Here is a 14,722-nt window from a genome sequence, read left to right on the forward strand (position 1 = left end):
CCCGCAACGGACCTCCAGCGCTAGCCCTTCGCCTCGGCGCGGGCCGACACGTTCGCTCGGGAAACGACCACGGCCCCGCCCAGGATGGCCAACGCGCCGACCCACTCGGCCGCCGTCGGGACGAAGCCCTGAAACGCGACGCCGATGGCGATCGAGCCGACCGTCTCCCCAACGGGCACCAAGGCCACGACCGACGGGGAGAGGCGGCGCGCGAGCCTTTGAATCAACGTGTGCCCGACGAGCGTAGGCAAGAGGCCCATGAGCACGACCAAGAGCAGCGTGCGGGCCGGCGGATGCGGCACGCCGCCGGCTTCGCCGATGGCGAAGGGCACGAGCGAAATCGCCGCGACGCCGTAGACGGCGGCGGCGTAGGGCACCACGGGAAGGAGGTGTTGAAGCCCGCGAGCGGCGGCGACGTACGCGCCGTACAGCACCACCGCGAAAACGACGAGCACGTCACCGATCAGGCGGTTTTCGCCGTGGCCGGCCCCTTGCGCGATCACGAGGGCGCCAGCCACAGCGACGGCGAGGCCCACCATCTCGAGGCCCCGAGGCCTCATGCGAAACGCGAACCATGAGAGCAGCACAACGGCGAGCGGCTCGAGGGACACGAGCGAGACGGCCGCCGGCAGCGAGGTGAGCGAGAGGCCCCAAAGGAAACACGCGAAGTGGGCTGCCAGGAGGACGCCCACGACGGCTAGCTGCGAGGCTCCCTTGGGTGTCAAGGTGGCCAACGACCGAAGCGTGAGGCGCGGCGCGAGCAGGAACAGAAGGGCGCTACCGACCGCGCAGCGTCCGGCGCCAACGCCCAGCGGGCCGAGCCCCACGACGGCCTTGGCGAGCGGCGACGCCAGCGCGATGGACATCGCCGCCACGACGAGGAGCGCCGCATCCCCGGGTCGCGTCGGCTCGATGGATCGGCTCGCCGTAGGCACGCCGCTCGATAACACGAGCCGCCTCGTGATACGAAAAGGCATGGGCGCCGAGCCGACTTCGCCGACCATCGATTCGAGCCTCGCCGGTGTCGCCGTGGCCACCACGCGCATCGCCTGGGTTGACCCGGTCCGAGGCGCATTCGTTCGCGGGTATTCGCTCGCTGAGCTCGCCGAACGAGAGAGCTACGAGCGCATCGCGCACCTGGTGTTGCGCGGCGAATTGCCCCACCAGGCGACGAGCTTTGGCGACGTCTTGGCCGAGAGTGTGCTTGAGGCCGAGCGGCCTTCCATCGCCCGCGATCTAGGGCGAGCGTTGGGCTCCGAGCAAGGGCTCGTCGCGGCCATGCCGCTCATCGGCGAAGACGATTGGTGGCTCGACCCGCCTCAGGCGATGCCGCGCCTCGTCGGGCGCATCCCGGCGGTGGTCGCGGCCGTGGGAGGCGCGCCGCCGCCGCCGCGAGGGAGCTATGCCGCGCGCGCCCTCCATGCGCTCGGGGCCAAGCGAACCGACGCTGCGGCGCTTCGCGCCCTTGAGGTGCTCTTGGCGCTCGAGGCCGAGCACGGCCTCTCGGCATCGACCTTCGCGTGCCGCGTCGCTGCCTCGTCGGGAGCCAGCCCCGCCGTGGCGCTTGCCGCCGCCTGCGCGACGCTCTCTGGACCACGTCACGGCGGCGCCACGCGCGACGCGCAGGCGCTGCTCTCAAGCGTGGCCGCCTGCAACGACGTCGACGCGCTCGTTCGCTCGCGGCGTGCGCAAAAGCAGGTGTTCCCCGGCTTTGGACACCGGATCTACAAGGGCGCGGACCCGCGGCTGCCGCCGCTCCGAAGCGCCATTCTGGCGATGAGTGACGTCCCGCTCCAGAAGGCCGCCTGCGACCTCGAAGCCGCTGTTCTGCGAGTCTTCGCCCCGAAGGTCCTTCGCGCGAACATCGATCTTTGGGGGGCCGTCTTGCTCGACGCCTTGGGCGTGGAGCCTTCGATGTATGTTGCAGCCTTCGCGTTGGGCGTGGGGTGCGGTTGGCTCGCGCACTTCGAAGAGCAACTCGGCGAAGGGCGCCTCGTGAGGCCCGAGAGCGCCTACGCGGGGCCGCCGGAACGCCACCTCTGAGGCGAAGCCGAGCTCACCTCGCTCGAGTGGCATAACCCTACGCGGGAGGCCGCAGGCTCCCCGTCGCCGGAGGAAGTTCCTGGATCCATCAACGGCAAGGCAGCCCGCGCCGGGAGCTGCACTCGCCCGGCTCGTAGACGAACTCGCTCACGAGCGCGAGGTCGCGGGTGCCGGCCGCATCGCGCACCACCAGAAAGCCTTCCAAGGTGTACCGACGGTCGTACATCGATTGGCCGCGCGGGATGATCATGGTGGGGGCGGTCTCGCTGTAGGCGCCCACGCGCCAATAATAGGACGCCGCGTCCGACGGGCTCGCCGTCAGCTCGATGTTCCACGTGGCCGCGCGCGAGTACGACGCAACCGGTGCCGTGGACGGCCGCGTCGCGGCGTAAGCCCGAATCATCCCCGGCAACCAAACGCGCGGGTCCGTCACGGCGTCGGTCGGATCGGGGTCCGACAGGTTCACGGCGTCGAAGAACTCGAACGTCGTGGGGTTGCGACCTAGGACGGCACGAAACTCGGCTCGCACCTCCTCGATCAGCCGCGGGTGGTAGATCTGCGAGCGCTCGGGCGTGGTTCCGCACGACTCCGAGCTCACGTAGTGGCGCGCCCACAGGCTCCGATTCTTCGCGTCAGCCTGCATCTCCGCAAACTCGGCGTCGACGCCAGCGGTGCGAACGGCCAGGTAGAAGTCCTCTGCGGCGCTGCGGCACGCGCTCCACTCGACGGGGCGCCAGTACTTGTTGAACTTGTCGTTGCAGCGGTCCTTCATTTCTCGAACGAAGGCGTCGTCGCACTCGTTCATGCTCGCGCCCAGCGCTCCGTAACACTGGTCGTGTCGAATGCACTGGTCCTGGAAGACGTCACGAAAAACGGCGATGTGCGGCAGGAGATACTCGGCCTTCTTGGTCGTGCAGCCGTCGCTCGGCTGGGGCGAAGGCGCACAAAGGGCTCTTCCGCTTGTCGCCGCGGTGAGCGCGTCGGTGCTGCTGGCGATGGCGGCGTCCTCGTCGGCAGAGGCGCAGCCCGTGAGCAGCGGGGCCGCGATCAGCGCCGACGAGGAAATGAAGCGGAGCATGGACCTGAGGCGCATGCGCGGTCGCGATGCAAGGTAAGTGCCGGTCACGCAACGCACGGGGCCTCCGGAAGTTTCCAACCCGCCGCGCTCGGTCCAGCCGAAAGAGGCGGCCCTCCGCGAAGCTCGCCCCGCGCGTTGTCGCCACGAAGCCGCAGCCTCGGGACGCGCGTCGACATCGTCGCGCTGCCGGTGCTCGACGGGGCGACGCGTTCGATGACGTCGTGAGTGAGCGTGAACTCGCGGTGTGTTGACGCCAGCCGATGCGGGCCGCCGCCGAACCTTTCACACCGACGGGCGCATCGGCGCGCGGAGCGGCGCTCCTCCCTCCCCCGCCGCGAGGCGGCGGCGAAAGGCGAGGTGCCGAAGCCGCGTGAGCTCCACGAGCGGCGTCCACACGGCGTGCGTTAGACGCTGCTCGATGAGGCGTTGCCACAGGGGATTCACGCGCTTGTAGAGGAGCGCCATGCCGAGGTAGGGCGCCACCGCCGCAGCGTCTTCGGGACGCCGCGCCCAGATCGAGGCGAGCGAAAAGAGTCGCTCGTAGAGCCACGCGTAGCCGGCCTCGAGCTCTTCCTTCGTCATGCGCTTGGGTCGAAAAACGCAGTGCGCCGTGTCGTAGAGCGACCAGTCCTTGTGGAGGAGGCGCCCCTCCGCCTCCATGCGGTGAAAGAGCGGCGTCGCCGGATAGGGCGTCAGAATGTGAAAGGTCGCGCACTCGAGCCGCGTCTCTTCAATCCACTCGGCGAGCTCTTGGAAGACGGAGACGTCGTCGTGATCGAAGCCAAGGACGAAGCTCCCATTCACCTGGATGCCGACGTCGTGGAACAGCTTGATGCGGCGCGCGTAGTCGCGGGCGCGCGGACTCCGCTTTCCCGAGTCCTCTACGTTGGCGTCACGGAGGCTCTCGAAGCCGATGAAGACGCCGGTGCAGCCGGCGAGGGCCATCTCACGTACGAGCGACGGATCGTCAGTGACGTCGAGCGTCACGGCTGCGCTCCAGATCTTCTCAAGGGGACGAAGCTCGCGGCACAAGTCGCGCAGGTAGCGCCGACTCGATCCGAGGTTGTTGTCGACGAAGACCGCGTACGGCTCCCCCGCCTCGTCGACCTCGCGAGCCACCTGCTTGGGCTCACGCATTTGATACTTGATGCGCGTGTCGCCCGTCGCGAGGTAGCAAAAGTCGCAGCGGTTGTGGCACCCCTGCGTCGCGATGACCGATGCGCGCGTCAGAAAGCCGCTCTCCGGCACGATGTGACGGGCCGGAGGCGGGTCCGACGCGTAGTCGAGGTAGTCCGCGTCGTAGCGCCGCTCGAGGCGTCCCGCGCGGAGGTCTGAGAGCAGCCGCGGCCACACCGGCACGCCATTGCCGACCACCATCACGTCGGCGTGTTCGGCCACCTCGTCGGGGCACGAGAGCGCGTGAAGGCCGCCCAAGACAACGACGGATCCCAAGGCGCGAAAGTAGGCGGCGAGCTCGTAGGCGCGATGCGCGAAGGTGAGGTGCACGGTGATGCCCACCACCTCCGGCACCGGCTGCGCCGGCGGCGGGCCTTGGAGGAGGTTCTCGTCCCAGTAGCGCACGTTCCATGGCGGCGGCGTCGCGCCAGCGAGGCTCGTCAGCGCCAAGCTCGGCGTGAGCACGTGCTTGCCAAAACTCGCGTGGACGTCCTTCGCGTAAAACGGGTTGATGAGGAGGATCGTTCCCTGCTGCGGGGTGCCGCGCGTGGGCTCCGGCAGCAGCGGCGCGTCGCGCATGGGGTCGCGACGAGCGGGCGGCGCTGGCGAGGGCGAACGCACGCCGATCTCGCGCGTCTTGGCGACGAGCGGCGCGCGCCGCAAGAGCGCGAGGCGGCCAGCGGGAATGAGCTCTTGGGACCGGTACGTCATCGTGATCTCCTCGGTCCACCATGCGGGGCGGCGTGACGGCTCGCCACGACGTTCCCCGCGAACGGTCGCGAGCGCAGCGCGAGCGGCTCCGGGCGAGGGCGGGCGTCGCGCTCAGCGATCGTCGTCGGAGCGACGGAGGCCGAGGCGGCGCCTCAAGAGCCGCGCTGCCTGGCGAGACACCTCGACGCCATCGCCGAGCGAGGTGTGGGCGACGTAGCCGCCGGTATCGAGCGGCTCGAGGCGAACGACGTGCTTGAGGTTGACGATGGCGCGACGATGCACGCGGTAGAAGTGGCTGCCGGGCAGCTTGCCGCCGAGCGCCTGCAACGAGTCGTCGGACAAGAAGTCCCCCTTGCTGGTGCGAACGCGAACGAGCTCGCCCTCGAGGACCGCAGACACGACGTCTTCGGGACTCACGAGAAAGATCCCGGTCTTGGTGGCGATGGGGAGGCGTTCAAAGGGCGCGCTCTCCGGAGCGCCGTTGACCGCGCCCGCGCTCGAATCGCGAGGGTCGGCGCCAGCCGCCTGCCGCGCGCGCGCGAGCGCCTTGTCCAAGCGCTCGCTCTCGATGGGCTTGAGGAGGTAGTCGACGGCGCCGACATCGAAGGCCGAGAGCGCGTGCTCTGCGTGGGCCGTGCAGAAGATCACGTACGGCCGCGGCTCGGGCAGGAGCCTGAGCGCCTCGATGCCGCTCATGCCCGGCATGTGGATGTCCAAAAAGAGAAGGTCCACGGGCTCGTTCGCGAGGGCCTGAAGCACCTCGACGGCCGTCGTGCATTCGCGGACGACTTCGATGTCGTCGGCGTCTTCGAGGAGGCGCTTCATGCGCCTTCGAGCGAGCTCCTCGTCGTCGGCGATGAGCGCTGTCAGCATGCGAGACGCGGTCATCACGAAGCGCCCTCGTCGGCGATGGGCCCGCGGATGGGCAAGGTCAGCGTCGCGCGCGTCCGCGTGGACTCGATCGGTGCGACGGAAAGGGTCGCTCGCGAATCGTAAGCGAGGGCCAGTCGCCGCTCAATCGTCGGGAGCCCTTGCGAGCCCGCGCGCGGGCCGCGAAAGGGCCCTGGGTTTTCGACCACCACGCTCACGTCGTCGCCAGAGCGGCAGACCCGAAGCAAGACTTCGCCGCCGAAACCGGCGCTCGGGCCGTGCTTCATGGCGTTCTCCGCGAGGGGAAGCACCATGAGCGGAGGCAAAAGGACGCTCGCGAGGCTCTCGTCGACGTCGACCTTCAACGTAAAGGCGGACGGCGAGCGGACAAGGTAGAGATCGAAGAGCGCACGCACGAGCGAAAGCTCGCGCTCGAGAGGCCAGGATGGCGCCGTGACGCCTGTTTGAACCGTCCGCAACATGGCCGAGAGCTTGAGGATCGCCTTCTCCGCCACCTCCCCGTCGGTGCGGCACCACTCGGCGATGGCGTTGAGCGTGTTGAACAGGAAGTGCGGGTCGAAGTTGGCACGGATGGCCAAGAGTTGCGCCCGCTCGGCCGCACGCGAGAGCTCTTCCTCGCGGCGCCGAGCCCGCCCGAGCTTCGCCTCGAGATCGATGTCGCGAGCGAGACCCCAGCCACCGACGGCGAAGAGCGCGGAGCAGATGGCGATGCTCGTCGGGCTCGTGAGAAACGTGTGCCCCATGCCGGTGACGGAGGGAACACCAACGGCGAGGCCGACGACGACCGTCGCCGCAAGCATGACGTACGCGGCCATGGCCACAAGCTCCGAAGCCATCGCTCGCGGCGGAGCGTCGAGAAAGAGCGCGCGGTATGCGTGTGGCGCGATGACGACGAAGGCCGCGCACATGGCGACGCCCAAGGGGATCGCGAAGCGATCGCTGCTGAGGGCCCCTTGGGCGACGACGAGCGGGCTGCACACGAGGACAATGGGCAAGAGCCGCCGCGGCTCGAGGAGCGACGCGAGCGTCTCCGAGAAGCTGTGGCGCTTCGCGTCAGCCATGGCGGGAGGTTATCCGATGCGTCAACGTCGCGGCGGGCGACGACGGAGCACCGTCGCCCGGTGACGCGATGAAGCGGCGCAAGAGACCGCGCGCCAGCGGCCGCGCGCGAGCCTTGCCCACCGCGTTGACCACGACCGTGCACGCCAAGATCGCCGCGTCGAAGGCGACGGAGCGGTGCTCCGCGTAGGCGAGATCGGCCGCGAGCGTCTCCGTCGCCGTCGATGTACCGAGGACCTGCGCGAGCCCGGTGATGCCGGGCACACACTCGAGGCGCCGATGAAAACCGGCGACACGTTCGCCCAGCCTTGCGGTGTCGGGCAGCGACAGCGGCCGCGGCCCCACCAGGCTCATGTGGCCCGCGAGGACGTTCATGAACTGCGGGAGCTCGTCGAGGCCACGCCGACGAAGTTGGTGCCCGAGAGACGTGGCCTTGCGGGCCGCAACGTCCCGCTCACACGTCATGGTCCGAAGCTTCCACACCGTGAAGGGGACGCCGCCTAGCCCCACGCGCCGTTGCTGAAAAAAGACGGGGCGCCCGTCGACGGCCAAGACGGCACCTGCGGCGACCAGGAAGATGGAGCCGAAGACCGGCGCCGTGAGCCCCAAGAGAAGGAGGTCGAGCGCTCGTTTCGCGTGGCGACGCATCAAGGCAACATGGCAGCCCATGGAGTCGGCGACCGCCGCCTTCCCGCCAGACGGTCGCTACCCAGCGACGAACGGTCATTCACGAGCGCCGCGGTGCGGGCAGCCGCCGAAGGTGCTACCTTGCAACATCAACCGATGTTGCGTCGCCTCGACATGAGAAGCTTCAGAGCGGGCGCCAAGCGCCTCGCGGCGTTGCTCTTCGTGGTGTCGCTCGTCGCGGCGAGCGCCCTCTCAGGCACGAAGTTCTTCTTCTGCGCTTCGATGGAGCGAGTCCACGCCCATCGCACCTGCTGCAGCGACTTCGTGCCTTCGCTCGAGGACGTCATGCGCAGCGAGACCGAGCAGGCCGCCGTCTCGGAGGACGAGCGCTGCTGCAGCGCGAGCGCAACGACGACGGTGCCACAAGGCACGGCTGGGGCGCCGCGGTTCGAGGCGCCGCCGGCCACGCTGTCGGTGTCGCCGTTGCCGGCCCCGCCGCTCGTCGCGATGAGCGGGGGAGCGCCGCGAACGACCCGAATCCGCGAGGCGAGCGGACCACCCCCGCTCTTGGCCCTCGATCACTGCAAGCGCCTGTCGGTCTTCGTCCTTTGAGTCACTGACGTGGGTCTCCGCCGCGATGTCCGCGGCGGATGGATGGACGTCGACGCCAGCCTGGTGCGCCCGCGCGCCTGACGCTGCGTCCTCGCCCCGCGCCGAGGGACGGTGACCGATGAAACGGACGACGATTGCGCTTGGATTTGTGATGGTCAATCTCGCGCGCCCCTCAGCGGCGCGCGCCGACGAGCCGCCGCTCGACCGGCGGACGTTCGAGCGCCTTGTGCTCGAAGCGCACCCGGAGCTGCGGGCCGCCGACGCGCGCGCCCGCGCGAGCGCTGCGGGCGCGGACGCGGAGGGCCGGCTGCCGGCGCCGGAAGTGATGGCGCAAGTCTGGCAAATTCCCCTCGCCAAGCCGTACGCCGTCAACCAGGCGGGCATGTCGATGTTCGGCCTGACGCAGCGCTTTCCCGCGCCGGGAAGCCTCTCGGCTCGCGAGGACGCGAAGAGACACGAGGCACGGGCCGCGGCACTCGCAGCGCAATCGAGCGAGCGAGCGGTGAGGCGCGAGGCGGGGCACGCCTTCGTGGAATATGCCGAAGCCACGGCCCGGCGAGCGCTGCACATCGACCATGAGCGCGTTGAGCGGCGTCTCCTCGAGCTCGCGCGCGCACGGCACGCTGCCGGCGGTTCGTTCGCCGACGCGGTGCGGGCCGAGGCGGAGATCGCCAAGACGGAAGCCGACGTCGCGAGCGCCGCTACCACCGAGCACGCGGCGCGCAGGCAACTCAACGTGCTCCTCGGACGGTCGTTGGACTCGCCGCTCGGCGCCGCCCAAACGGTGCCGCCTGAGGTACCGGCCCTCGCGATGGAGGCGCTCCTCGATCGGGCCGCGCAAAGTCGCGCGGAGCCGAAGATCGCAGAGGCCGAGCAGCGCGCCGCCGAGAGCGAGCTGGCGGCGGCGAGGAAGGAGGCTCAGCTGCCATCGTTCGCCGTCAGCGCGCTCTACTTTCCGCCCAGCGCCGCGATGGACATGCACTCGTACGGAGCGAGCGCCAGCGTCGAGGTGCCTTGGCTTTGGGGGGGAGCCAAGGACCGAGCGCGCGCGCAAGAGGCGCGGGCCGCCGCGGCCCTCGCCACGAGGGGCGCCTCGAGGCTGCCGATTCGCACGGAGGTCGTGGCTGCCCAATCGATGGTCGCGCGCGCCGCCGAGCGCCTGAAGGGACTTGCGGGCCGCGCGCTGCCGGCGAGTCGACGCGCCGTGGACGTCGCCGCCGCCGGCTACGAGAGCGGTGGTGTCCCGCTCGCGATGGTGCTCGAGGCGCGGAGAAACCTCGTCGACATTCAGATGGAGATCGTTGAAGCGCGCGCGAGCCTCGACCACGCGCTCGTGGACCTCGAAGCCGCCGTCGGCGCGCCCATCACGACGCAGAAGGTGTCCGAAACCGATTCGAAGGAGCAGTCTCATGGCCACTGAGCAACGTCCCAACGACGAAGGACAAGAAGAGACGGCTTCGGCCCAGCGCGAAGAACGCGGGGAGGCGAGACCGCGAGGCGTCCGCGCGATGGCGCTCGTTCGGTGGGCCCTGCTCGCGTTCACGGCGGCCTCCGCGGGCCTCTCTTGGTACGGCTTTGCGCGCGCCGAATTGGGCGGCGAGGGGCGAGTCGCCGGGCCCAAGTACCAATGCCCGATGCATCCACAGATCATCGCAGACCAGCCGGGTGAGTGCCCCATCTGCCACATGGACCTTGAACCGATAGACCCGGCGCGCCTCGCCAAGGGTCACGCTCCCTCGGCAGGCCCGACCGCGTCAGTCGTGACGGCGCCGCAAGAGCACAGGCACGGCGCGTCGCTCGCCCCGTCACTCTACGCGTGCCCCATGCATCCGCAGATCACGTCAGACAAGCCGGGCGCGTGCCCCATTTGTCGCATGGACCTCGAGCTTCGGCCGCAGGACGCGGGGGGGAGCACGCCAACACCGACCCCGACCTCGACCTCGACTTCGACCTCGACCTCGACCTCGAACATTACTGGACGGAGTCCCGTAGGGACGGAGTCCAGTCATGTCGACGGGTCCGCCAGGACCCTAGTCACCCCGACCCCGACCCCGACCCCGATCACAACTCCGAGCGCCATGGAGCCGCCGGGCAGCGTTCCTCGAGGCACCATGCCGGTGCACTTGGCGCTGGATCGCATTCAAGCGATCGGCGTGAGGACGGCCGTGGCGCAGGAGAAGGAGGTCGCGCGAACCGTGCGCGTGACCGCGTCGGTGGCCTCGACGGAAGAGGGCGTCGCGGAGGTGCACGTGCGCACAGCGGGCTTCGTGGAGCAGGTGCACGTGGCGCAGACGGGGCAGCCCGTGGCGAAAGGTCAGCCGCTCTTTTCGATGTACAGCCCTGAGATCTTCCAAGCGCAGAGCGAGCTTCTCGCGGCATCGCGGTGGCTTGCCTCGACACCGCCGGAGAGCGGGACCGGCGCCGCCGGCGCGGCTCGACGGCGGCTTGAGCTCCTGGGGATGTCAACCAAGGACATCGACGGCGTCCTTCAGCGCAAGGAAGCGCTGCGCGCCGTTCCCGTCGTGGCCCCGCGCGCAGGCATCGTGACGGCGAAGAGCGTGGTGCTCGGCTCCTATGTGACGCCGGAGATGACGCTCTACGAAATCCGCGACCTCTCGAAGGTCTACGTCCTCGCCGACGTCTTTCCGAAGGACATCGCCCTCCTCGCGAAGGGCACGGCGGGGCGCTTCGTCCCGTCGCGCGCCGGCTCCGCGCCCGTCGATGCGCTCGTCGACCTCGTCTACCCGCTCGTCGACACGGCGGCGCGCACGACGCGCGTGCGGCTCACGGTAAAAAATGGCGACGGCGCCTTGCGGCCTGGTGACTTCGGCTCCGTGATCTTCGAAGCGCCGAAGCGGCGGCTGCTCGTTGTCCCGCGCGACGCGGTCGTCGACACGGGCGCCTCGGCGTATGTCTTCGTGGTCGGCCAAGACGGCGTCTTCCAGCCGCACGTGGTCACGTTGGCTGGCAGCGAAGGCGACTCGCTCCTCGTGCAAGAGGGGATCGCGCCGGGCGCTCGCGTCGTCTCTGGCGCGACGTTCCTCGTGGACTCGGAGAGTCGACTCCTCGCGGCGGTCAAGAGCGTCGAGGCTCGCCCGAGTCCTGCTCCCCCTGGAGCGGCAACCTCATCCGAGAAGCCGAAGCACTGAGCCATGATCGCCCGCATCATCGAGCTGTCGGCCCGCTACCGCGCCTTCGTGATCGCGCTCTACGTCGCCCTGGCCTTCTTGGCCGTCGCCGCCGCGAAGCGCGTGCCGCTCGACGCGATCCCCGACCTGTCGGACCCGCAGGTGATTGTCTTCACCGAGTGGCCGGGGCAATCGCCGACCCTCGTCGAAGACCAGATCACCTACCCCATCGCCAGCGCGCTTCTGGCGGCCCCTCGCGTCAGCGCCGTGCGCGGCTACTCGATGTTCGGCATGTCGTTCACGTACGTGCTCTTCGAGGAGGGCACGGACGTCTACTGGGCTCGGTCACGCGTCCTCGAGTACCTGAGCGGGCTCCGTTCCAAGCTGCCCCAGGGCACCGAGCCCGTGCTCGGCCCCGACGCGACGGGCATCGGTTGGGTCTACGAATACGCGCTCGTCGACAAGAGCGGCAAGACCGACCTCGGCGAGCTTCGGGCGCTGCAGGACTACACCTTGCGCTACGCCCTCGAGAGCGTCCCCGGCGTAGCGCAGGTGGCGAGCGTCGGCGGCTACGAGCGCCAATACCAAGTGACCCTCGACCCGGAGCGCCTCCGGGCCTACGGCGTCGACGTGGGCGCCGTGGCCGATGCGCTGCGTCAAGCGAACGCGGAGGTCGGCGGCCGCATTCTCGAGATGAGCGGTCGTGAGTTTTTCGTGCGCGGCCGCGGCTACGTCGAAGGGATCAAGGACCTCGAGAGCGTCGTCCTCCGGGCGACGACTACCGGCGCCCCCGTGACCGTCGCCGAGCTCGGCACGGTTCGCATCGGCGGAGCGGAGCGCCGAGGCCTCGCGGAACTCGGGGGCAAAGGCGAGACCGTCGGGGCCATCGTGGTGGCTCGCTACGGCGAAAACGCGCTTCAGGTCATCGAGCGCGTGAAGGAGCGCATCCGAGAGCTCGGCCCTGCCCTGCCGCCGGGCGTCGAGATCGTCACGACCTACGACCGCTCCTCGCTCATTCGTCGCGCCATCGCCACGCTGCGCGCGTCGCTGGTGGAGGAGATGGTCACCGTCAGCGTGGTCATTGTGCTGTTCCTCTTGCACTTCCGAAGCGCGCTCTTGCCGATCATCAGCTTGCCGCTCGCCGTGCTCCTGTCGTTCATCCCGATGCACCTCTTGGGGATCCCCGCGACGATCATGAGCCTCGGCGGCATCGCCATCGCCATCGGCGCGACCGTCGACGCAGAGATCGTGATGATCGAGGCCTGCCACAAGAAGCTCGAGAACGCGCCGCCGAACCTCTCGTTCAAGGAGCGCGCCGCGCTCCTTCACGACGCCGCCAAGGAGGTGACGCCGACGATCTTCTTCTCACTCCTCATCATCGCCCTGAGCTTCATCCCGATCTTCGGCCTCGAAGGCCAGGCGGGACGCCTCTTCAAGCCGCTCGCGTGGACCAAGACCTTCGTGATGGTGACGGCGGCCATCCTGAGCATCACGCTGGCGCCGGCGCTGCGGGACTTCTTGATCCGCGGCAAGATCCGCAGCGAGGCGCATCACCCGGTGTCGAAGGCCATTCGCACGGTCTACGAGCCTTTCGTGTGGATCGCGCTGAGGCGCCCCGTCACCACGGTGTTGATCGGCGCCTTCGCGCTCGTGTCGGCGATCCCGCCGCTCTTGCGCCTCGGGAGCGAGTTCATGCCCGCCCTCAACGAGGGAGACCTCCTCTACATGCCCACCACGCTACCCAACGTGTCGATCGAAGAGGCCAAGCGGCAGCTCGAGCGGCAAGACGCGCTGCTGCAGAGTTTTCCTGAGGTCCACACGGTCTTTGGGAAGGTTGGGCGGGCCGAGACGCCCACCGATCCAGCTCCCATCTCGATGATCGAGACCATCATCCAGCTGAAACCGTCGAGCGAGTGGCCGCGCGTCAAGGAGTCGCGCTGGTATTCGAGCTGGGCACCGGCCCCCCTCGCCCGCGGCCTTCGCGCCCTTTGGCCGGAGGAGCGGCCCGAGCGTTGGGACGAGCTCGTCACCAAGATGAACGAGAAACTCCGCATGCCGGGCTACACGAACGCTTGGACGATGCCCATCAAGGCGCGCGTCGACATGCTCACGACGGGTGTTCGTACGCCCGTCGGCATCAAGGTCTTTGGCGCGAACCTTCAAGCCATCGAAGACGCGGGGCAACGACTTGAGTCGCTGATGCGAGGCGTCCCGGGAACGCGGAGCGCGTTCTACGAGCGCTCCCTCGGCGGGGCCTACGTTGACATCATTCCTAAACGCGACGCCCTCGCGCGCTACGGGCTCTCGGCCTCCGACGTCAGCATGGCCGTCGAACGCGCCATCGGCGGCGAGTCCGTGGCCACCACCGTGAACGGACGCCAGCGCCTGTCCATCAACGTTCGCTACAAGGAGGACTTCCGTTCGAGCCCGGCGATGATGCGTGAGGTGCTCGTCGCTCTGCCGCGGCGTGACGTCGCGGGCGGGCCCGCGGGAACGATGGCGAGCTCGGCCACCGGCGCTGTCCCGATGTTGCCGCTCGGGGAGATCGCCGACGTCGTGGTCAAGGAGGGGCCGCCGATGCTCAAGAACGAGGGAGGCCTCCTCGTCGGCTACGTGTACGTCGACCTCGACGAGTCGAAGGTCGACGTCGGAACGTACGTCGACCGCGCGAAAACGGCCGTCTCCGCCGCCGGCGCTCGCGGCGAGCTGAAGCTCGCGCCGGGCATGTACCTGAAGTGGACCGGGCAATACGAGCTGCTCGAGGCGATGCGGCAGCGGATGAAGCTCCTCGTGCCGCTCGCGCTGCTCCTCGTGGCGGTCCTGCTCTACCTCCAGTTCAAGAACCTCACGGAGGTCTTCATCGTCTTTCTTTCGGTGCCCTTTGCGCTCACGGGAAGCGTATGGCTCCTCTATCTCCTCGACTACCGCGTCTCGACGGCTGTCCTCGTGGGCGTCATCGCGCTCGTGGGTCTCGCGGCGCAGACCGGCGTCGTGATGATCGTGTACATCGACCACGCCTTCGAGCGACGCCTGCGGGAAGGAAAGATCCGCGATCTCGACGACATCATCGCGGCGCACAGCGAGGGCACCGTGCAGCGGGTGCGTCCGAAGCTCATGACCGTGGGGACGATGCTCATCGGCCTCGTGCCCCTGCTCTGGGCCACCGGCAGCGGCGCCGACGTCATGAAGCGAATCGCCGCGCCGATGGTAGGCGGTCTGCTCTCAAGCGCCTTCCTGACGCTCGAAATCATTCCCGTCATCTACACGTACTGGCGCTACGCGCAGCTCAAGAAGGCGCAGCGCACGGGCCGCCCATTGGCGGAGATTTGCGGCGTCGCGCAGCGGTAGCGGCAGCCATCAGGTTCCGCAGCGTGCGCCGAGCCCCTGCGGTATCGTC

Annotated in this window: 11 protein-coding genes; 5 read left to right on the top strand and 6 right to left on the bottom strand. The window is 68.9% G+C overall.

All coding sequences use genetic code 11. From position 1 onward, the window contains the following. Nucleotides 1-20 precede the first annotated feature (20 nt). Complete coding sequence (locus IPG50_16075) at nucleotides 21-977, bottom strand: DMT family transporter (protein ID MBK6693705.1); 957 nt, start codon at nucleotides 975-977, stop codon at nucleotides 21-23. Here IPG50_16075 and IPG50_16080 point away from each other — a divergent pair. Beyond that, entirely contained in the window at nucleotides 961-2,043 is a 1,083-nt protein-coding gene (locus IPG50_16080; GenBank protein ID MBK6693706.1) for a citrate/2-methylcitrate synthase, read from the top strand. The two genes, IPG50_16075 and IPG50_16080, sit on opposite strands and share 17 nt — an antisense overlap. A gap of 88 nt (nucleotides 2,044-2,131) precedes the next feature. On the opposite strand, the gene IPG50_16085 is transcribed toward IPG50_16080, so the two are convergent. From IPG50_16085 to IPG50_16105, 5 genes are all read right to left on the bottom strand, one after another. Continuing rightward, complete coding sequence (locus IPG50_16085) at nucleotides 2,132-3,136, bottom strand: hypothetical protein (protein MBK6693707.1); 1,005 nt, start codon at nucleotides 3,134-3,136, stop codon at nucleotides 2,132-2,134. A 267-nt stretch (nucleotides 3,137-3,403) separates the two neighbouring features. Then, nucleotides 3,404-5,008, bottom strand: a complete 1,605-nt coding sequence (locus tag IPG50_16090) for a radical SAM protein (GenBank protein ID MBK6693708.1) — start codon at nucleotides 5,006-5,008, stop codon at nucleotides 3,404-3,406. Nucleotides 5,009-5,119: 111 nt separating this feature from the next. Then, nucleotides 5,120-5,881, bottom strand: a complete 762-nt coding sequence (locus tag IPG50_16095) for a response regulator (protein MBK6693709.1) — start codon at nucleotides 5,879-5,881, stop codon at nucleotides 5,120-5,122. Nucleotides 5,882-5,895: 14 nt separating this feature from the next. Next, on the bottom strand, nucleotides 5,896-6,960 hold the full coding sequence (locus IPG50_16100; GenBank protein MBK6693710.1) for a histidine kinase: 1,065 nt from the start codon (nucleotides 6,958-6,960) through the stop codon (nucleotides 5,896-5,898). Beyond that, nucleotides 6,953-7,606 carry a sugar transferase gene (locus IPG50_16105; GenBank protein MBK6693711.1) on the bottom strand — a complete coding sequence of 218 codons (654 nt, stop codon included), beginning with the start codon at nucleotides 7,604-7,606 and terminating at the stop codon, nucleotides 6,953-6,955. Before IPG50_16105 ends, IPG50_16100 begins: the two co-directional genes overlap by 8 nt. Nucleotides 7,607-7,759: 153 nt before the next feature. Between IPG50_16105 and IPG50_16110 the strand changes: the two genes are divergently transcribed. From IPG50_16110 to IPG50_16125, 4 genes are all read left to right on the top strand, one after another. Next, entirely contained in the window at nucleotides 7,760-8,197 is a 438-nt protein-coding gene (locus IPG50_16110; protein MBK6693712.1) for a hypothetical protein, read from the top strand. Between the two features lie 118 nt (nucleotides 8,198-8,315). Next, nucleotides 8,316-9,617 (top strand): TolC family protein, encoded by a 1,302-nt coding sequence (locus IPG50_16115; protein ID MBK6693713.1) that lies wholly within the window; start codon nucleotides 8,316-8,318, stop codon nucleotides 9,615-9,617. Further along, entirely contained in the window at nucleotides 9,607-11,346 is a 1,740-nt protein-coding gene (locus IPG50_16120; GenBank protein ID MBK6693714.1) for an efflux RND transporter periplasmic adaptor subunit, read from the top strand. Before IPG50_16115 ends, IPG50_16120 begins: the two co-directional genes overlap by 11 nt. 3 nt (nucleotides 11,347-11,349) lie before the next feature. After that, entirely contained in the window at nucleotides 11,350-14,673 is a 3,324-nt protein-coding gene (locus IPG50_16125) for an efflux RND transporter permease subunit (GenBank protein MBK6693715.1), read from the top strand. Nucleotides 14,674-14,722: the final 49 nt, after the last annotated feature.

This window comes from Myxococcales bacterium (genome assembly GCA_016703425.1).
Classification (GTDB): Bacteria; Myxococcota_A; Polyangia; order Polyangiales; family Polyangiaceae; genus JADJCA01.

Coding starts and splice junctions, on each gene's coding strand:
- IPG50_16090 (MBK6693708.1), bottom strand. CDS start 5,008: ATGACGTACCGGTCCCAAGAGCTCATTCCCGCTGGCCGCCTCGCGCTC.
- IPG50_16085 (MBK6693707.1), bottom strand. CDS start 3,136: ATGCGCCTCAGGTCCATGCTCCGCTTCATTTCCTCGTCGGCGCTGATC.
- IPG50_16125 (MBK6693715.1), top strand. CDS start 11,350: ATGATCGCCCGCATCATCGAGCTGTCGGCCCGCTACCGCGCCTTCGTG.
- IPG50_16115 (MBK6693713.1), top strand. CDS start 8,316: ATGAAACGGACGACGATTGCGCTTGGATTTGTGATGGTCAATCTCGCG.
- IPG50_16100 (MBK6693710.1), bottom strand. CDS start 6,960: ATGGCTGACGCGAAGCGCCACAGCTTCTCGGAGACGCTCGCGTCGCTC.
- IPG50_16095 (MBK6693709.1), bottom strand. CDS start 5,881: ATGCTGACAGCGCTCATCGCCGACGACGAGGAGCTCGCTCGAAGGCGC.
- IPG50_16105 (MBK6693711.1), bottom strand. CDS start 7,606: ATGCGTCGCCACGCGAAACGAGCGCTCGACCTCCTTCTCTTGGGGCTC.
- IPG50_16120 (MBK6693714.1), top strand. CDS start 9,607: ATGGCCACTGAGCAACGTCCCAACGACGAAGGACAAGAAGAGACGGCT.
- IPG50_16110 (MBK6693712.1), top strand. CDS start 7,760: ATGAGAAGCTTCAGAGCGGGCGCCAAGCGCCTCGCGGCGTTGCTCTTC.
- IPG50_16075 (MBK6693705.1), bottom strand. CDS start 977: ATGCCTTTTCGTATCACGAGGCGGCTCGTGTTATCGAGCGGCGTGCCT.